Annotated in this window: 17 protein-coding genes; 3 read left to right on the forward strand and 14 right to left on the reverse strand. The window is 45.2% G+C overall.

The genetic code is table 11. The features are described 5' to 3' along the window. Window positions 1-16: 16 nt before the first annotated feature. From ACTQ50_RS04000 to ACTQ50_RS04035, 8 genes are all read right to left on the reverse strand, one after another. Entirely contained in the window at window positions 17-967 is a 951-nt protein-coding gene (locus ACTQ50_RS04000) for a TIGR03943 family putative permease subunit (protein WP_441483068.1), read from the reverse strand. Window positions 968-989: 22 nt separating this feature from the next. Beyond that, window positions 990-2,081, reverse strand: coding sequence for a CobW family GTP-binding protein (locus ACTQ50_RS04005; RefSeq protein WP_441483069.1), 1,092 nt, complete (start codon window positions 2,079-2,081; stop codon window positions 990-992). A gap of 301 nt (window positions 2,082-2,382) precedes the next feature. Further along, the gene (locus ACTQ50_RS04010; RefSeq protein WP_226820362.1) at window positions 2,383-2,616 is read right to left on the reverse strand and encodes a polya polymerase; all 234 of its coding nucleotides are present in this window, start codon (window positions 2,614-2,616) and stop codon (window positions 2,383-2,385) included. A 160-nt stretch (window positions 2,617-2,776) separates the two neighbouring features. Further along, window positions 2,777-4,660: a 1,4-alpha-glucan branching protein GlgB gene (gene glgB, locus ACTQ50_RS04015; RefSeq protein ID WP_441483070.1), complete on the reverse strand. Its 1,884-nt coding sequence runs from the start codon at window positions 4,658-4,660 to the stop codon at window positions 2,777-2,779. Window positions 4,661-4,935: 275 nt separating this feature from the next. Beyond that, window positions 4,936-6,246, reverse strand: coding sequence for a polysaccharide deacetylase family protein (locus ACTQ50_RS04020; protein ID WP_441483071.1), 1,311 nt, complete (start codon window positions 6,244-6,246; stop codon window positions 4,936-4,938). Between the two features lie 70 nt (window positions 6,247-6,316). After that, on the reverse strand, window positions 6,317-7,420 hold the full coding sequence (nagA, locus tag ACTQ50_RS04025) for an N-acetylglucosamine-6-phosphate deacetylase (protein WP_441483072.1): 1,104 nt from the start codon (window positions 7,418-7,420) through the stop codon (window positions 6,317-6,319). Window positions 7,421-7,442: 22 nt separating this feature from the next. After that, on the reverse strand, window positions 7,443-8,813 hold the full coding sequence (gene tig / locus ACTQ50_RS04030) for a trigger factor (protein ID WP_441483073.1): 1,371 nt from the start codon (window positions 8,811-8,813) through the stop codon (window positions 7,443-7,445). Window positions 8,814-8,943: 130 nt separating this feature from the next. Further along, window positions 8,944-10,767: a polysaccharide deacetylase family protein gene (locus ACTQ50_RS04035; protein WP_441483074.1), complete on the reverse strand. Its 1,824-nt coding sequence runs from the start codon at window positions 10,765-10,767 to the stop codon at window positions 8,944-8,946. 338 nt (window positions 10,768-11,105) lie between these two features. Here ACTQ50_RS04035 and ACTQ50_RS04040 point away from each other — a divergent pair, with 338 nt between their 5' ends. Both ACTQ50_RS04040 and ACTQ50_RS04045 read left to right on the forward strand, forming a co-directional pair. Then, on the forward strand, window positions 11,106-11,609 hold the full coding sequence (locus ACTQ50_RS04040; protein WP_226820351.1) for a hypothetical protein: 504 nt from the start codon (window positions 11,106-11,108) through the stop codon (window positions 11,607-11,609). Window positions 11,610-11,649: 40 nt separating this feature from the next. After that, window positions 11,650-11,781, forward strand: a complete 132-nt coding sequence (locus tag ACTQ50_RS04045) for a DUF6783 domain-containing protein (RefSeq protein WP_441483075.1) — start codon at window positions 11,650-11,652, stop codon at window positions 11,779-11,781. Here ACTQ50_RS04045 and ACTQ50_RS04050 read toward each other — a convergent pair. From ACTQ50_RS04050 to ACTQ50_RS04075, 6 genes are all read right to left on the reverse strand, one after another. Then, a complete protein-coding gene (locus ACTQ50_RS04050; protein ID WP_441483076.1) occupies window positions 11,760-13,343 on the reverse strand; it encodes an alpha-L-rhamnosidase-related protein in 1,584 nt (527 codons plus the stop codon). The two genes, ACTQ50_RS04045 and ACTQ50_RS04050, sit on opposite strands and share 22 nt — an antisense overlap. A 14-nt stretch (window positions 13,344-13,357) precedes the next feature. Continuing rightward, the gene (locus ACTQ50_RS04055) at window positions 13,358-14,686 is read right to left on the reverse strand and encodes an ATP-binding protein (RefSeq protein ID WP_441483077.1); all 1,329 of its coding nucleotides are present in this window, start codon (window positions 14,684-14,686) and stop codon (window positions 13,358-13,360) included. Continuing rightward, window positions 14,683-15,393, reverse strand: coding sequence for a LytR/AlgR family response regulator transcription factor (locus ACTQ50_RS04060; RefSeq protein ID WP_226820345.1), 711 nt, complete (start codon window positions 15,391-15,393; stop codon window positions 14,683-14,685). Before ACTQ50_RS04060 ends, ACTQ50_RS04055 begins: the two co-directional genes overlap by 4 nt. A 197-nt stretch (window positions 15,394-15,590) precedes the next feature. Continuing rightward, window positions 15,591-17,165, reverse strand: coding sequence for an MFS transporter (locus tag ACTQ50_RS04065; RefSeq protein ID WP_226820343.1), 1,575 nt, complete (start codon window positions 17,163-17,165; stop codon window positions 15,591-15,593). 109 nt (window positions 17,166-17,274) lie between these two features. Continuing rightward, on the reverse strand, window positions 17,275-18,726 hold the full coding sequence (locus tag ACTQ50_RS04070; protein WP_441483078.1) for a family 43 glycosylhydrolase: 1,452 nt from the start codon (window positions 18,724-18,726) through the stop codon (window positions 17,275-17,277). A gap of 147 nt (window positions 18,727-18,873) precedes the next feature. After that, window positions 18,874-19,131: a GHKL domain-containing protein gene (locus ACTQ50_RS04075; protein ID WP_441483079.1), complete on the reverse strand. Its 258-nt coding sequence runs from the start codon at window positions 19,129-19,131 to the stop codon at window positions 18,874-18,876. Window positions 19,132-19,337: 206 nt separating this feature from the next. Here ACTQ50_RS04075 and ACTQ50_RS04080 point away from each other — a divergent pair, with 206 nt between their 5' ends. Further along, entirely contained in the window at window positions 19,338-19,796 is a 459-nt protein-coding gene (locus ACTQ50_RS04080; RefSeq protein ID WP_441483080.1) for a DUF2798 domain-containing protein, read from the forward strand. The last annotated feature ends 62 nt before the right edge of the window (window positions 19,797-19,858 follow it).

The raw sequence follows: 19,858 nt of genomic DNA on the forward strand, positions 1-19,858 counted from the left end.
ACTCTTATTTTCCTTATTAATTAAAATATACCATCTCATCCGCCAGCGGCTCGCATGGGCTTACATTCTCTGCATAGAGAACGATTCCCTCTCCCTGGTACTCAGAACGGTTCTCAAAGGCAACCTTGGCCGTCACCTCAACCCACTCACCTGGTTTCAGCTTGGGTGCATAAGCACTCTTGCAGATGTAGCCAAGGAAAGTAGTGTCATCTGCACAGCAGGTCATAGCAGTACGTCCTGGAATAAAGAACTTGCTTCCCATTCCTCTTGGGCGTCTTGCACGGGCCTTGAAACGGAGTGTTTTCCCAACATAGCGATCCGGGTGATCCATAGCATCTACGAACCAGATTCCGTAATCTTCCGGCGGAATATCCACGATATCAGTGTCCAGATCAAATGGCATCTGATCTGCGAAAATATCGGTCATCTCGCCCTCTTCGTCCTCGAAAATAACCTCTGCGCTTGGATTTACAACCTTAATGCTTCTGCGGAAGTTTGCAAGAGGATACTCTTTCTTGCAGCGGTTAAATACAACCATATCCGCATTGCGGACCATGTCCATGAAAATAGATTTCATGTTCTGCATATAAACCTGGAATGTGCCTGCATCCACACAGGTGATGTGCTGTTCAATGCCCCAGCCTGCTGGAACCTTCATCTCTTCAAATTTGCTTACCAGCCACATTCCATTGTATTCCATAACCACACGCTCCGGCTGGTGAATAATATCCAGCGCCTGGAGACGCTCCGGTGTAAAATCTTCTTCCTTCTCGATAACCTCAATTACCACATTGTCTTTCGCAAGAGCTTCCTCGTCGTACTCCTCCTCGCCCTCTTCGCAGAGAATGAGAAGAGTCTTCCCCTCTGTGCGGAAATAATCCTGCTGCAGGGTGAAGCTGAGGAAAGAGGTCTTACCGCTTTCCAGAAAGCCGGATATGAGATAAATCGGTACTGTAATTTCGTCCATTTACAGAAACCTCCCTGTATTTTTATACTACGCCGAACAATTCAGCCAGCTTGTCTTCTTTCAGTTTGGAACCGATTACGCAAAGACGTCCGGTGTACTCTGGTGAACCTTCACGGATCTCAGTTTCCTCTGGAACCATATCAAAGTAGATCCAGGTTCCGTCCTCTGCCGGAAGCATTCCTTTAGCACGAAGGATCACGCCATACTCTTCAGAAGTGGAAAGGCTCTCCAACATCTTCTCCAGTCCCTCTCTTGTGAACTTCTTAATGGTCTCACGTCCCCAGCTGGTGAATACTTCGTCTGCATGATGATGGTGATGATCATGATGATGTCCACAGCCGCACTCGTCGTCATGGTCGTGATGATGCTCATGGTCGTGATCATGTCCGCAGCCACACTCGTCGTCATGGTCGTGGTGATGATGGTGCTCATGTTCGTGGTCATGTCCACAGCCGCACTCATCATCATGGTGATGATGATGCTCATGCTCCTCTTTCAGCAGCTCATCTGCCAGAGATACCGGATGCTCCATAACCTCCAGGATCTTCTTTCCGTCCAGCTTCTCAATAGGAGTTGTGATAATCGCAGCTTTCTCATTAATAGAACGAAGCAGCTCCATGGACTCCATTGCTTTCTTCTCATCTACAATATCGGTACGGCTCATAATGATGGCCCCTGCATACTGTACCTGATTATCAAAGAACTCGCCGAAGTTTCTCATATACATTTTGCATTTCTTCGCATCCACAACTGTGGTGTAGCTGTTCAGCTGAATGTCAACATCCTCTTCCACACCCTGTACAGCCTTGATAACATCAGAAAGCTTGCCAACACCTGATGGCTCGATCAGGATACGGTCCGGATGATATTTCTCTACTACTTCCTTCAGGGAAGCACCGAAATCTCCAACCAGGGAGCAGCAGATACATCCGGAGTTCATCTCACGGATCTCGATTCCAGCGTCTTTCAGGAATCCGCCGTCAATACCGATCTCACCGAACTCGTTCTCGATCAGCACTACCTGCTCGCCTTCAAAGGCCTCTTTCAGAAGTTTCTTAATAAGAGTTGTTTTACCGGCTCCAAGGAAACCGGAAATAATGTCAATCTTTACCATTTTGTATTTCCCCTTTCTATGATACAGGGCGCCAAAGCAGATTCGTCCCCCAAAATATTACAATTTCTTTCATGCTTCGTAATACCTTGGGGCACGTCCAGCTCTGGTGCCGGGATTTTCGCACAAAAAGCTATGACCAGGAAGCACCGATACCCCCTGGTTATTCATTCCTGTCTGTATAGCAACGACCATCCTGTCTCCCAGGATCAACGTAACACCTTTGCTATACCTGCCAGAAAAGGGGACATGACTACGTCACATCCCCTAATATATTTATCCTAATTTCACAGATTTATGCAGATCAGCCGTTGATCATGAAATGCATAAGCTTATCAATGTCTTCTTTCTCATATGCAACGATCTCAAGCTCCGGGATCTCACCGTTAGAGAAGATGTTTGCAAGAGATACATACTGTGATAATTTAGATTTCAGGTTCAGTCTGTCACCTTCACCAGTTACAAGCTCTACTTTACCAGTGCAGCTGTCTACTACATCAAAAAATTTCTGAATGTCTTTAATATTAGATACTTTCATGTCAATATTCTCCTTTCAACATGCACAACTTTTCCATTTCTTTTCGTTCGGGCTCATTATATCGCAACTTTTTCCAAATAGCAACAAATTTTTGACCTTCTGGGAAAAATCCCCAACAGTCACAAACCAAACCCTGTTTTTCCCAATTCTTTAGTCATTTTTAATACTTGAACACAGCCACTCCATATCCTGGAAGCGGATATGCAAAGGAAAACGGACGATTATCGCACTCACTGGCTTCTGCCTTAAATACCTTCTTCTCCGTCTGTCCATTCTCATCCAGGACCAGAGTATACTGTTTCTTTTTCGGAACTCCCACACGGTAATCCGGACGGTCTACCGGTGTGAAGTTGCATACCACCAGAAGATTGTTTCTTCCAGTCGGTGACTTCCTTACGAAACTATAAATACTTCTGTCCCCGTCATCCGCATTGATCCATTCAAAACCGGACGGATTTGTGTCCATTGCATAGAGCGCAGGATATTTGCGGTACATTTTCAGAAGTGCCTGCACAAAATCCTTCAGATCACAGTGCTTCTCTTCACCAAGAAGGAACCAGTCAAGTTCTCTCTCCTCGCTCCACTCCCGAAGCTGGCCGAATTCCTGTCCCATGAACAGAAGCTTCTTGCCCGGGTGACAGAACATAAAGGTATAAGCAGCCTTCAGATTCTTGAACTTATCATCTGGCTCTCCAGGCATTTTTTCCAGCATGGACTTCTTCAGATGAACAACCTCATCATGGGAAATCACCAGTATATACTTCTCGCTGTACGCATAGGTCATGGAAAATGTCATCTTATTGTGATTAAATTTACGGAAATAAGGATCCAGCTTCATGTACTCCAGGAAATCATTCATCCAGCCCATATTCCACTTCAGGGAAAATCCAAGGCCGTCATCCTCTGTCTTGCCGGTTACCTTCGGCCATGCAGTAGATTCCTCTGCGATCATCACGGTTCCATGGTTTCTTCCAAGGACTACCGTATTCAGATGCTTGAAAAACTCGATTGCCTCCAGGTTCTGGTTTCCACCATATTTATTGGCAACCCACTGGCCATCATTCTTGCCGTAATCCAGGTACAACATGGATGCAACCGCGTCAACACGAAGACCGTCCACATGGCACTCTTCAATCCAGAACAGGGCATTTGCGATCAGGAAGTTCTTTACCTCTGGTCTGCCGTAATTATAAATCTTCGTGCCCCAGTCCGGATGCTCCCCCTGTCTTGGATCTGCATGCTCATAAACTGCGGTTCCGTCAAAATTCACAAGCCCATGAGCGTCTTTTGGAAAATGAGCCGGCACCCAGTCCAGGATCACGCCAATCTTCTGTCTGTGAAGATAATCTACCATGTATTTAAAATCCTGAGGGGTTCCATAACGGGAGGTTGGTGCATAATAACCAGTCACCTGATATCCCCAGGATCCGTCAAATGGATGCTCTGCAATTCCCATCAATTCTACATGGGTGTATCCCATATCCTTTACATACCGGGCCAATTTCACCGCAAGCTCCCTGTAATTATAAAAGCCCTTCTCATCCTCCTCAGTAGCTGGATGCTTCATCCAGGAACCAGGATGGACTTCATAAATTGCCATGGCATCCTTGTTCTCGTCAAACTTCTGGCGGTTCTTCATCCAGGTGGCATCTTTCCATTTATACGCTCCGATATCCGTGATCCTGGAAGCGGTTCCCGGTCTTAATTCTGCCTCATTTGCATAAGGATCTGCCTTATAAATGTGCTCCCCATGCATTCCTATAATGAAAAACTTATACAGCTGTCCAATCTTCGCTCCAGGGACAAACACCTCAAATACACCAATAGGGCCTACCTTTTTCATTGGGGATACCTGCTCGTCCCAGTCGTTAAACTCTCCAATTACAGAAACAGCCTGTGCATTAGGTGCCCATACTGCAAAATAAACGCCTTCTTTTTTCCCTCGTTTCATCGGGTGCGCACCAAGCTTCCTGTAAACATCATAATGGGTTCCCTGACCAAACAGATACTGGTCAAGCTCTGTAAACTGTAATTTCTCTCCCATCCGAAAGTTACCTCCCTAAACTTTCAATTTCTTATGCACATTATAGCATATTCTTTCTGTCCATGTCACCACAAAATTGTCTATTATTTATAAAAAACATACAGTTAAACCAATTTTTCCTGTAAAAAAATACGCCTGTACTTTGCATGTTTCTCTTAAGTACAAGCGTATTTCATATTACTGTTCAATTCTCTCAAAATGACCAGCTTTGCAATGTATAACAGAGCCGCTGCTTCTTGCGCAGTGCTCAGGAAGCAGCAGTTGATGCGCAAACTTTATTCGCCTGAATCAGAGCTGAAATCCTCATCTCCATCTTCACTGCCGTCCGTGTATCCGTCGCTTCCGTCACTTTCATCGCTTCCATCTCCGGAACCGTCGCTGAAATCTTCTGAACTATCATCCGAACTGCCGCTTCCAGAGCTGTCTTCAGAAGAAGCATCCTCAGAAGAACTGTTTCCAGCATATCCAGGTACCAGTCCCTCATCCAGGGCACTCTGCCAGAACTCTGCATATCTTGCAGGCTGCAGTGTAACATTCTTGGCTTGTGCCATCTCACTGATGGTTACCAGTTTATAGCCCTGTGCGATCAGATCCGGAATCAGGCGAATGGCTGCCTCCACAGATGGCTCATGAATATCATGCATCAGGATCACAGCACCATCCTGCAGTCCGCTGTCATTCATAATTCCGTTGTAGTCCAGATCTGCATCCATGTAGCTCCAGTCAAGACTGTCAATAGACCACATGATAAATGGTTTTCCAACAGTTGAAATAATATCATCATCGCAGTTTCCATATGGTGCACGCACTACAGTAGAAGCCTGTCCACAGGCATCAATAAGAGCCTGGTCCGCATCATTGAACTGTTTAGCTACATCATCAAGACTCAGTTCAAACATATTTTTATGATCCCATGAATGGTTTCCAATCTCGCATCCAATATCCAGCATACGTTTTACTTCACTCTGGTAGTTCTGAACATTCATGCCCAGCATGAAGAAGGTTGCGTGGGCGTTGTTCTCTTCCAGACAATCCAGCAGTTTGTCTGTGTACTGACCCGGCCCGTCATCAAAGGTAAGTGCGATCAAAGGACGTTTCTTTTCTGGATTATAAGAACCGTCATCATTAAAGTAGTAGTCATTGACACCCTTTGTAACCCATCCGGTCTGCATATATCCGTTTGAGTCAAAAGCATATTCCACTCCGTCAATTTCTGCAAAACCATTTGTATAATATGTACCATCCGCATTCTGATACCAGCGGCCATTATCATCCTCATGCCAGCCTGGTGTCAGGGAGGCCACCTTTGTAACATCACTCTGCCCCTTCAACGGCTGGCGCTGCGCCTCTGTAGAATCCGTTCCGCTATCTGACGTATCCTCTCCTTCGGCATCCGCCTGCACCTGCTGGGAACTTCCAGTGCTTTTCCCTCCAATACGGCTTACAATTGGGAAAATCACGCCCCTTATTACAAAAATCACAGCCAGCACCATTGCCACTACGTAAGTTACCAGCTTGATAATCTTACGTCTCCTGATCTGGCGCTGCTTCCTGCGCATTCTTTCGCGCAATACCCTTCTATCCATTTATCTTACCTCTTTATCCGTAGTGTAACTGTCCACCACTTTCACAGTTATACCTATTGTTACCCAAATCTTATAATACCTTCTTCAATTCCAGCTCATCTGTTACCAGAAGGATATCGGCTTCTTTTCCAACGGAAAGAGAACCGACTTCATCGTAAATTCCAATGCTTTTCGCAGGATTTCGTGTAGCAGCCCAGATAGCTTCCTTAAGCGGCACGCCAAAGGATACCACTTTGCGCATGCAGTCATACAGGTTCGTTGCAGAACCGGCAATGGTACCGTCCTTTAAAGTGGCCTTACAGTCTTTCATGGTTACTTCCTGTCCGCCCAGCTGATAAGTTCCATTCTCCATTCCTGTCGCCATCATGGAATCGCTGATCAGCACAATCCGCTCTGGTCCAAACATTCTGAATGTGGCGCGGATCACAGACGGGTGGATATGGATACCGTCGCAGATCATCTCCACCATACATGCTTCATCATCGGATGCGGCTCCAATAAGTCCCGGCTCTCTGTGCGCCAGCGGCTGCATTGCATTATAAAGATGAGTGACATGATGTGCCCCTCTTCGCATAGCCTCACAAGCCGTCTCATAATCAGCAGCTGTATGTCCCAGTGAAATGCAGACCTCATTATGTACTTCATCGATAAACTCCATAGCCCCATCCATATTTGGAGCCAGAGTTACCAGCTTCACCATATTTCCGGAATAGGCATTCAGTTCCCGGAAAAAAGCTGCATCCGGTCTGCGGATATATCCTTCTACATGGGCGCCCTTTTTCTTCGGATCCAGGAACGGTCCCTCCATATTGATTCCACGCACCGTGGCACCATCTTCCATAACACCCACAGTCTTAATAGTGGAAAAAATCTCTTTCAGTTCTTCTGCCGGCAATGTCATGGAAGTAGGGCAGTAAGATGTAATTCCATGTGCTTTCTCATATTTCAGAATGATCTTAAGTCCTTCCGGATCTGCATCTGAAAAATCGTGTCCAAAGGCCCCATGGCTGTGGACATCAACCAGTCCTGGAATCACCTTAAGACCAACTGCATCTATCACTGTTTTATCTGTTATTTCATCCTCAGAAGCCACGATCTTATGATCTTTCACATACAGGTCCTGGACTTTGAAGCTTCCGTCTTCCTGAAATACTTCTCCATTTCTGATAATCATGATTTAAGTTCCTCTCCCGGGATTAATTTTCTGAATCTGTGTCCTGTGCATCTGCGCTGGCATCCGCTTCTGATGCGCTGTCAGCCGCTGCATCCGTATTATCAGTATTCTCTGCTGTGTCTGCAGTTTCTGCCTCATCTGCAGCCTGACCGTCTGCTGTATCTGCGGATACTTCCTCAGCAGTCTCTCCGTCTGCAGCATCTACGGATGCTTCAGCGGCCGCCTCTCCATCTGCTGCAGTCTGATCATAATTTGCATTTGCGATAATGAAATCCTGAACTCTCATAAGTCCAATGCTTTCGTCAACAGCTACCTGTCCGTAGGTATCGATCAGCGCAGCCAGATCTCCTGACGCATACTGCTCAACCAGCTGGTTCTGGATTGCAAGGCTTTCCTCATCTTCGAGGGTCATTCCCTCAGCATCCATAATTCCCTGGATGATCAGGTCCTGTTTTACCTTGGCCTGTGCATACTGCTGGCACTGTGCTTCAAAATCGTCCATGGAAACGCCCTGGGATTCTACAAAATCCTTAAGCTCCATGTTTCCCTGCTTTGCATAAGCTTCGGCCTGGCTCCGGAAAGTCTTCGCAGCCTCTTCCACATCCTTCTCCGGATATTCCACAACCTCAGAATTGGTAAAGATGGTAGTCCATGCTGTACTGCGCAGACTGCTCTGTGCCTGATCCTGTGCTTCCTGCTCAAGCTGTGTGCGGACAGAAGCTTTATAGTCATCTGTTGTGGTATAGTCTGTATTCGCTGCTACCCAGTCGTCGGTCAGTTCCGGCGGTCTCTTAAAGCTCTGCACTGTGATCTGGAAAACAGCGTCCTGGCCAGCCAGCTCTGTGCTGCGGTAGCTCTCCGGGAAAGTAACCGGTACGTCCTTGGTCTCTCCCTTCTTCATGCCAACAATTCCCTCTTCAAATCCAGGGATCATGGTTCCGCTTCCGATCACAAGATCATAATTATTTCCGGTTCCGCCCTCAAATGCCTCGCCATCCTTGGTTCCTACGAAATTGATGGTAACGGTATCCCCATCCTGTACAGTAGCGCTTTCATCCGTCACTTCTACGGAATTATCCTTCAGATTCTCGGCAACACGGTTGTCTACATCATCATCTGTAACTTCCTGTACAGAATTATCAAGAGTTATCCCCTTATAGTCTGCAATGGTAATATATTTCTCCACATTATCCACAGAAACAAGGCGTGTAGCACCGGTAGAATCGGTGTAGGGTTCTGCCTGCGTCTGGGAATCTGCTGTGTCTGTTGTATCGGTTGTAGTTTCTGTCTGCTCCTGCGCAGCTGTATTCTCAGTTTCTTTATCGTTTCCACAGCCATTTACGGCAAGTGCCATACACATTACCAAAGCTGCTAAATATGCTTTTCTTTTCATTTCATACTCCCTTCGGTTACTCTTATATAAAATTATCACATTTTCTTCCAAAAAGAAAGCCTGCTGTCGGAATTCTGTTTAATCTTTCTATTTATCGGTTACTGTTCACTCCGTGACCAGCAGCTATTTATCAGCCGCCATTCATCGGAGGTACCGGCGTCGGTCTGGAAGAATCAAACACCTCACTTGCATCAAACAGATCGGAAAGCAGCTCCGGATTGTAATACATGCGGTATCCATCTACATTTCTTCGTCCCATCCGGAAATACTCGTCTGTGATCTGCACAAAGTATTTGTTGGAATCCACGTTGCAGTAATAGTCGTATCCCTGAGATTTCAGGTAATTAAACTTCTCATCCCCGGTATATTCTCCGCCTCCATTTATATCTGCTCCAAAAGCAAATATAATAATATCTGTTCCGCCAATAAGCGGATCCACATTTTCTTTGAAATTCTCAGTATCAGTCTGCAGACGCTCCATAGAAACCGTAGACATATTCTTATGTCCCCATGTATGGCTTGCAAAAGTCCATCCTTCTGCTTTCATGGCATCCGCAACCTTCTTCGCCCCGGCACGCTCCGTATCCAGGTCAAAATCCGGATGGGCATCCAGCCATGCCTTTTTGTCGTCATTCAGATCATCGGGTCTTGTCTGGTAACTGATATCTGTACGGTATCCAAGAATTCCATTATAGCCGGTAAGTGCCACAATTCCCTTATGTCCATGGTAGGCAAAATCGGGATGTTCTTCCACAAAGCGGTCAATAAGCGGTACCACGTCATAGTCTCCCACAACAGTACTTCCATCGTCCTGCACATACTCATTCCGGACCTTGCCCTCGTCATCTACCACCAGTCTGGTGGCAATGCCGTCACCATCCTGGGAATGGTAATAGCACACATCATCCTGGGAAAGTACAAAAGGCGTTTTTCCCTTAGGCAGATAAATCTGTTTCGCCTTCATCCTGCCATCCTCATCCAGTCCGGCAAGATCGTAGAGATTTACCATTACGTACCCTTTGTCATACATGATCTGGGTGATCTTATTAAATTCTGTCATGGTGGTCATAACCTGGTTATAACCATCCGTCTTATAGTCTCCGTCAAATGCCTTGGAGGTGTCCACAATCAGTGAATGATAAAAAATATGTGTCACCTGTTCCGGAGACCACGCTACGCATTTATCCTTTGTTTTCTGGAATTTCTGGACTGCATTCTGAAAATGCACGTTTCGCACGTATGCATTGTCTTTCTGAAGAAGGCTGATGGCGCCGTCATAATCATACTGGGCCGCTTTTTCTTTTGCGGTGGTCAGCACCTTTTTCTCATGGCGGATCTGTCTTCTGATAATACCCGCTCCTGCTGCGGCGGCCTGAGGCATCACTCTGTTCACATCCTCAGCAGCGGCCTGGGTAACCTCCTGTTCCGGCTGGTTCTGGGTATCGGATGATTCCCCGGTACTGTTTCCCTCCTGCCCAGCTTTACCGGTATCGCTTCCATCATTTTCCTGATTTTCGGAATCGTCAGTGCTATTTGCATCTGCCTCCGGTGTTTCTCCAGTTGTCTTTCCTTCTGTCTCTGGTTCGCCATCTGCCGAACCCGTATTCTCCTGACTCTGTGTGCTATTTCCCGGAATTACTTCCTTCGCCTTTGCCACCAGCATCTCTGCTTTATCCTGCAGTCCCAGCTGGTCTCTGAAATAATAACCAACCCCTCCCAGTATCACCAAAGCAGTAATAATAAGAGCCAGATTACGATTTCGTATCTGCCTCTTTTTTCTCTTCAGATTACGCTCATGACGTTCACGGCGGCGTTCCTCATAATATTGCTCTTCCCGGCGGTTCTCTTCTTCTATTTGCTGTAGTTCTTTATCAAGTTCCTCGTCTGTCTGTCTTTCGGGAACTATTTTCTCTTCCAGAACAGAGGTATCCTGCTCTGTATCAGATTTTTTCATATTCTATAACTCCTTATCTGTCAGTTCCCCTCATATGCTGCTGTTCACACCCTGTGCAAACCTTCTCTGACATTAACATTTTAACCATATCAGACAATCTTATCCATTTTGTAACCAGCAGATTTCATTATACATGAAATTTCCTTTAATTACTACCTCTCCTTTGCATTATCTGGTGTTAATATTTTCTAATTGTAATTGCCTTTTGTAAAAAATGATGTTAAAATGTAACTTATGTAATAAGAAACGTAACTGTTCAGTGCATTTCCCGTTACACACTTTGCGGAATCATGCAGGCTGAATCGTTATTAAGAAACTTTATATGTAGGAGGATAAGTATGCATCCAGTAACAATCGTCCTTCTGGTGATTCTCGTAATCCTCATTGGATTACTGATTGGTTTGTATTTTTTTGGCAAGAAGACCCAGAAGAAACAGGAAGAACAGCAGGCACAGATCGAGGCAAGTAAACAGACCGTTTCCATGCTCGTTATTGATAAGAAGAGAATGCCACTTAAGGAATCTGGTCTCCCACAGATGGTCATTGACCAGACACCGAAGCTTCTCCGCCGTTCCAAGATGCCCATTGTTAAGGCAAAGGTTGGACCGAAGATTTCCATTCTCATTGCAGACGAGAAGGTATTCGACCTTATTCCTGTAAAGAAGGAGATCAAGGCTGAAGTAAGCGGACTTTACATAGTAGGTGTGAAAGGTATCCGTGGTAACCTGGATGCTCCGGTTAAAAAGAAAAAAGGATTTTTCGCACGCTTTAAGAAATCTGCTGAGGAAGCTCAGACTGCTCAGAACGAGAGCAGGAAATCTAAGAAAAATAAGAAGAAATAATTATTTCAGCCCTGCCTTCATAAATGGCAGGGCTATTTTAATGCTAACCTCTCCATATACTAACTGCGACAACCGAATCCGGACAAAATATACCGCAAAGTGGGGTGTGCAAAAGGATCCTGCATTTCTGCAAGATCCTCTTTCTCAATTCTATTTCCCATCACCCATATAAAATTTTCTAAGGAAGTACGTCGGTGTGCAGCTCCACGCGTGACAATAGCTGTTGACCATGCTGGAACCGTAGGGAGATTCCTCCCGGTTGTACGGATTATACAGTTCCCAGAAGGTGTCAGCGCCGTCGTGGATCATCTCGCCCCAGTAACGTTTCATTTCTTCTAAGGCAAGCTCTTTCTCATCACAGCGGATGAGCGCATCAATATAATGGTGATACATGTATGGAGTTACCATGCGGATTCGCGGATTTACTTCCATAACATGGTGGATCAGCTTGCGGTTGGTCTCTTTGTCAAAGACGCGGGCAAGGATCATCCAGATCTGGGTTGCCCAGGAAGCCTGACGATCCGGACCGCTTACGAACATTCCAAGGTTTTCATCCCAGAACTCTTTCACAGCAGCCTGTTTCAGCATGGCCTGCTTCTCTTCCAGCAACTTGATATCCTCTTGCTTATCCAGAATCCTGGCAAGGCGGATTCCATAACGGATGCAATAGATCAGCACAGCAGTGGCACCAGCCTGCTTATTCAGGCCATCGCCCCAGTCCAGGAAGCACCAGAATGCATCCCCTAAATCCTCCACAACATTTTTTTCATTGAGCTGTGTCATGGCAATGCGGATCTGATCAACCGCTACCTCATAAAGATCCTTGAGGGTTTCCAGATCACCAGTTGCCTCATAATAATCCAGAAGCACTGACGTGAAAAATAGAGCATAGTCCAGGAGGTAAGTGTCATCCGGTTCCATATCCGGCTCTGTGAATACACAGGCGCTTAATTTTCCCTCGTTAAAAAGCAGCCCTGCGAAAATGTACATACAGCGTTTCGCAAGGTCATAATTCTTGAAGGTGTAATAATTGGCTCTGGCCTGAAGCCTCAGATCACCAAGCCACATTCTGCGGTCACGCTTCGGTCCGTCCTCAAAAACATCCTGCATACATTCTTTCAGCGTTTTGCGGCTTACCAGGTCGATCTGGTTCAGCAGAGGATCACCAAAATCAATGGTTTCTACAGAATCCATATTAACCGCGGAAACGGTGTCGCAGGAAATTCCGTCAATCTTCAGCTGAAACTTGGCAGAAGTATCGATCACACGAAGCTCCATGTAACGGAAGGAATATCTTCTTGGCAGCTTCACCTTCGCCGGAAGCACATCCACATGGATATATTCTTCCTGGATCCAGCCACGGCTGAGCCAGCCATCATAATCTGCGGTCTTATCGGTCATCTCTTCCAGGCGCTCACCAAATTTCAGGTAAAAATAAACCGGCGCATCCTGGTGACTTCCGGTTTTGCTCAGTTCCAGAGTCACATAGCCCACTGCGTGATCCCCGAAATCTACAAATACGGTGTCATCTCTTTTTAAGGATTTTACATACAGGTTTTCAATTGGGTGCTCTTCTGCCACCACAGTCCGCATCTGGCGGTCTTTTCCCACCATGATCTCTTTTGCCGCTTTTATTTCCTTATGATAAAGCTCCGGTTTCAGAGACTCTGCAATCTCCAGAAAACGGTTGTTTTTGTGGATTTCAAAATTATCAATAATACTATATGATGGCATTTATTATTCCTCCATTAACCTTTCATCGGAATCAGTATCTTCAATTCAAACCAGTTATCTGTCTTGCCAGCCATAACCGATCCGCCATACTTCTCCACGATTTTTTTTATACTCTTCGTCCCATATCCATGGAACCTTTTATCTTTCTTTGTGGTAACGGGAAGTCCATCCTGGAACTGAACGTCCTCTTCACAGTAATTCTCAGTACGGATACGGATAAACTGCCTTTCCTGTATCACATGAATGGAAATCAGGCGCTTCTGGCGATCCTTGATCTTCACCACACTCTCAATGGCATTATCCAGCATATTTCCAAAAAGGGCACTAATGTCCATATCTTCCATAAAATTCAAAAGCTGTCCCTCACCCATAAATTTCAATTCAATGCCATGTCGCTGGCAATGCATGCTCTTACTGGTAAGAATCGTGTCCAGAACCTTGTTTCCCGTTTTATTCTGTGTCTCGTAAATCTTGATTTCCCGTTCCATCTGCTCCAGATATTCCCCTGCCTTTTCCGTGTCTGCGCCGGTTTTCAAAAGGTTTATCTGGTGCTTCAGGTCGTGATATTTCTGATTGACAATATCAATGCTTTCCTTGGAAAGCTTGTAGTTCTGGTACTGCATATTTGTAATATTCTGAAGGGTGTCCTTCTCGAATCTCATCTGGATTTCTTTTACCTGAATGTGATAGGCATAAAGCACTGCCATTCCGCTAAGATCAGCCAGGGTACGGATGATAAAAACGTCCATGGCTGTACCGCCGCTGAAAATACTTTTTACATCCACATAGCTTACATTGCTGATGCAATACACAACGATCACTACAAAATACACAACCAGCAATTCTCTGCGGGTAATCTGTAATTCCTCAATATCCTTTTTCAGGTAGCGTTCGATCAGGTAGACCAAAATGTACATCCCTGCATAAATCACTACCATATGCAGGAGCCGCCAGGCAGTTTGCTCTGAAGTTCCCTTCATCAGGCCGCTGAAATCCCCTGTATAAAAATAATGGATCTGCCAGCACAAAGAAGCAGCAAACTCCGCATTGATAAATGCTTTCGCACAATAAAATCCGGTTTCACGCCATGGAAGCTCTCCTGCCATCTTCATATACAATAGCATAAGCCCAAAAACGCATATCATAAGAGGCATAAAAAAGATCTGTTTTATTCCATCCGTGAAAAACATAACTGTAAAAATACTGATAAAACTAAGCACACTGTACAGATATTTCCATAGGTCTATTTTTCCACACCCCTGCACAAAAATCATCACTGACGCAGACAGCCAGTAAGAAATGGCGTAATAATACCCCGGAGTATTCACCACTGTGCCGCTCATTTTCCCACCTCATTCATATACTCATTCAGGGCATCCAAAAACGGCTTGCGCCTGCTCCGGCTCACCTGAATAGTGTCGCCATTTACCATAATATCGCTGCCCTGGTAGGTCTCCACGAATTCCAGATTTACCAGATAACAGCGGTTGCACCGAAAATATTTCTTCGGGTCAAATTGATTGTCTGTATCACGCATGGTGCCCTTTGTTTCAAAATCCCCGTCCAGTGTATGATAGATCAGAACGTGATCCTGCACCTCCACATAGCAGATCCGCGCCACATCCAGCTTCTTTTTCCCACCTTTTAAGACAATGGTAATATACTCTTTCTCCGGTGTCTTCACCTTAGTCAGGGCCCTTGCCATGCTCTCAGAAAATGAGAAATAGGAAATGGGCTTCAGAATATAATCCAGCGCATTCACCTTGTATCCCTGAATGGCGTACTGGGGCATGTTGGTAATAAAAATAATGATCACGTTTGTATCCAGTTCACGGATTTTCTCCGCCGCCTTCATTCCGTTTAGAAAAGCCATCTCAATGTCCAGAATAATAAGATCATAGCTGGCAGTGTAATCCGTCACAATATCTTCCCCATCCTGAAATTCCGTGAGAGAAAATTTCACCTGATTCTCTTTCTCATAACGGCTCAGGCATTTTTTCAAAGCCTCCCGGTCGTGCCGGTCGTCTTCCACAATTGCAATTCTTATCATAGTTGTTTCTCACCCGTCCTGTTGATCGTTGTTATATGAAAATGCCGCTATACAAAAAACAGCCCTCCAGTGCAGTGACAGCTGCACCAGAAGGCCGGAAGCACTTACACGAACTAAAGATAGTAATAGTATAACAGGAAACAGGTTCTGAAACAATTATAATTTCAATGAAAGTCCCGTACGGCAGTCGCCTTTTTTTACTTTCCTTCTGCTGCTTTCTTCTGATTCTCTTTGATCTTTTTCTGGTCCTCTTCGATGTGTTTTTCCACATCCAGGCGGCTCATAAGAATGATAACGATCGCATATGTGATCACGTCCGCAGCAAGGAATGCAAATGCAAGTACCTGCTCCACGCCGCCCATCTGGCGGTACACGATCTGGCCTGTGTAATTTGTCACATTGTCGATGATCTCCAGAGTCTGCGGATTGCAGGCAATACCTGTGTTGCTGTAGCCTGCAAATGTAAGAAGGCTGTTCAGCACACCGATGCAAAGTCCGCTAAGGCCTACCATAATGGAGCTGTAAACAGACATGGTAAATCCGTCACTTCGAAAACCATTTTTCGCTTCCAGATGATCCAGTACATCGGAAAGAAGTGCCATAGTTACGTACATAGCCGGGATGCTTCCAATTCCCTTCAGAACCATACTGGTAGCAACCAGTCCAAAGCTGTTGACATTTACGAAGCATACCAGACCTCCTACAACGGAGAAGCAGAGTCCGGAAACAACAGCTCTCTTTTTACCCAGCTTACGGGCGATGGGCCAGGCCACCACCATACCGATTGCAGTCGGAATTCCGCCAACCAGACCAAGTGTGGACATCAGCGTTCCGGAAGTCTGCTCCGGATTGGCAGAATTAATTACGTTGTCAAACATCCATCTTACATAGAAGCTCATGGAACTGTTTTTGATCAGCTGACCAAACTGGAAAATCAGGAAGTAGAGAATGATGATCCACCAGTATTTGTTGTGGATACAGCCCTCCAGCTGCTTTTTCAGCGGAAGCTTCTCTTCTTTCACATTCAGGTCGATGGTCTCTTCTGTAATACGCTCTCTTGTGAAATAGTACTCCAGCAGACATCCAAACGCACTTACCAGGCAAAGCACGATGGAAATCACTCTCCAATGTGCATAGCTGGCATCCACATCGATTCCGCCATCCTTTGTCACGAACAGGTAGCTCTGAAGAAGGATTGGTACCAGAATGCTGGCTCCAACTCCTGCTGAAGCAACCATGGCTGCGTTTGACAGTGTTGCAAGAAGTCCACGGCTCTCAGAATTTCTGGTGGAAAGAGAAACCATGGAGCTGTGTGCACAGTAAAAGCATGGATATGCAAGTGCATAATACAGGTTATAGGACACTGCAATCCAGATCATCTGAATGGCATTGTTGCCTCTGGTTGGTGTCATAAACATAAGAATGATCGCCACGATCAGCATAGGAGCAGCAAGAATCAGGTATGGCCTTGCTTTTCCCTGGGTGCTTCTGGTATTGTCGATCCACTGCCCAATCATCAGGTTTCCGAGAACTACGAAGATCACGGATACCATAGGCAGAAGTGTGGCAAATGCCCCGAATTTTGTCCAGCCAAGTACATCCACATAATAACGGTTCAGATAAGCACCAAAAATGGAGTTGGCAAACATGGCGCAAAACGGAGCCAGAAAATAGCCGATGATCATCTCCGGGATCTTTACCTCACTGGATTTGATACGGGTTTTGAAAACCGGCTTTTCTGCAACTTTTTTTGCAAAATTAGTAATGTTCAAGTGTTTCGCCTCCTGGGTTTATTTGACTCTTAAGATAAACTCTTTTCCCTTTTATTTAAACTTTGTCTGCTATTAGCAGATAAAGTATTTCTTGCTTTTTAAGGTGTTTTTACTTCAGGTCAAAAGACATAAAGTCAAACGCACCAGTTCCCTTGTAGCTGAAATACAGAGCTTCCTTCTCGCCAAGTCCGCTTAAATCAGCTGCAAAGCCATGCTGCTCTTTGCAAGGCTTCACCTGGATCTTTGCCACTGGCTTGCCGCCTTCCTCTGTAGTCACATAAACAACTCCAGTTGCTTTTCCCTTAATGTTAATGCGAACCTTTGAAGTCTCACGCAGATCAAAATACTTGAAGCCCGCAACAGCTCCGTCGCACATATTTGCCACATACTGGTCTGGTCCCTGCTCACGGTCTTTTCCATCCTGAGTCAGATATGGATGACCAGACTTTGGATGCTTGATCATGCTTAAGAAACGGGTTCCTTTTTTACCATATATGTTGCAGGCAATGTAGGAAGGATAGTTTCCTTTTCCCTTAAGTGGTCCGTCGTTCAGACCGCAGGAGGTCATCTCTGCCTGATAAAATTTGCCATTCTCGAAACGGATCCGCTCAGCACATGCCTGACGGGAGGACTGCTTACGGTTGCTGTGTCTGTGATAGAAAACGTAATAGTTTCCGTTGATCTCGATCAGACTTCCGTGAGTATTTCCAGTGCAGTTTCTTGCGTTTTTCACATCTGTAATTCCCGGAAGGCCGATGTCTCCGTTGCTGACCAGAACACCGCCAAACTCAAATCCACCGGTAGGATTATCGCTGGTTGCATAGCAAAGCTCATGGCTGTTCAGGGAACTGTAGATGAAATAATAGGTTCCATTGAATTTACGCATGGAACTTGCCTCCAGGAACGGATGTCCCTCGTAGGAGGTTCCCGGCGCTTCTTTCTCACTGGCAATTCCGATGTATTTCGGTCCCATTTTTACAGTGAGCATATCTGCAGGATCCAACTCGAAGCACATGGAACCATGCTCTGTTGGCTTGGAACCGTCCAGCAGAAGTGGATTTCCCTGAAGGGCGAAGCCACTGTAGAGATACAGTCTTCCGTCGTCGTCCATGAAAATACCCGGGTCAAACTGCAACGGCTCATTCTTCTTACCGATCGGTGTGCCGTCTGCATATTTTACATAACCATAGAATTCATATTTGCCTGCCGGCTTGTCACAGACAGCCACAGAGATCATCTTTGTACCGCCCATGAAATAGTAAAGATAAAATCTTCCGTCCGGTCCCTGGATCATATCCGGTGCTGCCAGACCATTTGTAAGACGGATCTTCGGTGCTGCCGGATCCTGCTCTCTTTTGAAAATAACACCCTCATAACGCCAGTTGCCCAGATCGTCCACCGGTGCTGACCAGCATACATAATCGCCCAGACAGAAATTCAAGCCGTTAAAAAGATCATGAGAACCATATATGTATACACGCCCGTCCACAATATGCGGTTCTGCATCCGGCACATATTCCCAGCTTGGCAGGTACGGATTTACAGCCTGCTTTGTTTTCATACCTTCATCCTCCATTTATTGTTTTTGCCTATTTTCTATATTGTAGATTCATTATAACATTGAGAATTTTTTATACGCACGAAAAACGTAAAGTGTAAGAAATCCATCGCAAATAGCACGAAATCAAAAAAAGATGCCTGAAAGCTTTTACCCTTTTTCTCCTTTTCTGTTCCAGGAGCCCTCATAATAATTCTCTACCAAAATGCAGATAAACTTTTTCTTTCTGAAAATCTTTACGTGAATCATCCTTGTCTCGGGATTTTTCGGCTGCAATTCATACTCAATTGCATTATCCAGCGCATTTCCCAAAATAGTACACAGATCCATAACATGAAGATAGCTTAACAGTTTTCCATCTGCAACAACAGTAAATGTAATTCCGTGATGGCAGGATTGGTTGCACATTTTGCAGGCAGGATTCTGCTGTATTTAAAACAGGATTACTTTTCTTATTGCATTTTCTCATTTATCTGGTATAATAATCATTCGGTAAACAATTTAATAACAAATCAGCTCTGGTATAAAATTGGAAACGACACAAGTGTACGCTTGATAACGAACAACACATGTGTCTTTTTTGTACCCATTTTTAGAAAAAGGAGAACAATTTTATGCCAAAAACTAAGTTTCAAAATGTTATTTTCACTCTGATGATGGCCTTCCTTATGGTCTACGCCATGATCTGCTACAACATTTCCCTGAATATCGGTGGAATGAGCAACCAGGTATTTCTCATGGCTTTCGGCGAAATGAAGATCATGTGGCCGGTTGCATTTGTGCTGGAGTTCTTTATTGTTGATAACCTTGCCCATAAGCTTGCTTTTCGTATTGTCACACCTAAAGACAGACCTTTCGCAATCACAGTTGCAATTTCTGTTATGATCATCTGCATTATGTGCCCGATCATGAGCTTAATTGCCACAATCTTATTTAAAAATGCAGGTTCCCAGTTCGTTGCCGTATGGCTCCAGACCACTTTCATGAACTTCCCGGTTGCCTTCTTCTGGCAGCTGATGTACTGTGGACCGCTGATCCGTTTTATCTTCGGGAAAATGTTTCCGGAGAAATAAGAAGCATAAGCGTACCTGTTAGCAGTTTTCATATAAATATTTGAAGGATTTTAAAAGGCATT

Source organism: Blautia sp. Sow4_E7, from assembly GCF_052116245.1.
Classification (GTDB): domain Bacteria; phylum Bacillota; class Clostridia; order Lachnospirales; family Lachnospiraceae; genus Blautia_A.

What these genes read in the sequence shown, in the direction of transcription:
- ACTQ50_RS04055 (WP_441483077.1), bottom strand. Translation starts at nt 14,686, where the DNA reads ATGAGCGGCACAGTGGTGAATACTCCGGGGTATTATTACGCCATTTCT.
- ACTQ50_RS04010 (WP_226820362.1), bottom strand. Translation starts at nt 2,616, where the DNA reads ATGAAAGTATCTAATATTAAAGACATTCAGAAATTTTTTGATGTAGTA.
- ACTQ50_RS04005 (WP_441483069.1), bottom strand. Translation starts at nt 2,081, where the DNA reads ATGGTAAAGATTGACATTATTTCCGGTTTCCTTGGAGCCGGTAAAACA.
- ACTQ50_RS04035 (WP_441483074.1), bottom strand. Translation starts at nt 10,767, where the DNA reads ATGAAAAAATCTGATACAGAGCAGGATACCTCTGTTCTGGAAGAGAAA.
- ACTQ50_RS04070 (WP_441483078.1), bottom strand. Translation starts at nt 18,726, where the DNA reads ATGAAAACAAAGCAGGCTGTAAATCCGTACCTGCCAAGCTGGGAATAT.
- ACTQ50_RS04000 (WP_441483068.1), bottom strand. Translation starts at nt 967, where the DNA reads ATGGACGAAATTACAGTACCGATTTATCTCATATCCGGCTTTCTGGAA.
- ACTQ50_RS04075 (WP_441483079.1), bottom strand. Translation starts at nt 19,131, where the DNA reads ATGTGCAACCAATCCTGCCATCACGGAATTACATTTACTGTTGTTGCA.
- nagA (WP_441483072.1), bottom strand. Translation starts at nt 7,420, where the DNA reads ATGATTATCAGAAATGGAGAAGTATTTCAGGAAGACGGAAGCTTCAAA.
- ACTQ50_RS04080 (WP_441483080.1), top strand. Translation starts at nt 19,338, where the DNA reads ATGCCAAAAACTAAGTTTCAAAATGTTATTTTCACTCTGATGATGGCC.
- ACTQ50_RS04045 (WP_441483075.1), top strand. Translation starts at nt 11,650, where the DNA reads ATGCTAACCTCTCCATATACTAACTGCGACAACCGAATCCGGACAAAA.
- glgB (WP_441483070.1), bottom strand. Translation starts at nt 4,660, where the DNA reads ATGGGAGAGAAATTACAGTTTACAGAGCTTGACCAGTATCTGTTTGGT.
- ACTQ50_RS04020 (WP_441483071.1), bottom strand. Translation starts at nt 6,246, where the DNA reads ATGGATAGAAGGGTATTGCGCGAAAGAATGCGCAGGAAGCAGCGCCAG.
- ACTQ50_RS04050 (WP_441483076.1), bottom strand. Translation starts at nt 13,343, where the DNA reads ATGCCATCATATAGTATTATTGATAATTTTGAAATCCACAAAAACAAC.
- ACTQ50_RS04060 (WP_226820345.1), bottom strand. Translation starts at nt 15,393, where the DNA reads ATGATAAGAATTGCAATTGTGGAAGACGACCGGCACGACCGGGAGGCT.
- ACTQ50_RS04040 (WP_226820351.1), top strand. Translation starts at nt 11,106, where the DNA reads ATGCATCCAGTAACAATCGTCCTTCTGGTGATTCTCGTAATCCTCATT.
- tig (WP_441483073.1), bottom strand. Translation starts at nt 8,813, where the DNA reads ATGAAAAGAAAAGCATATTTAGCAGCTTTGGTAATGTGTATGGCACTT.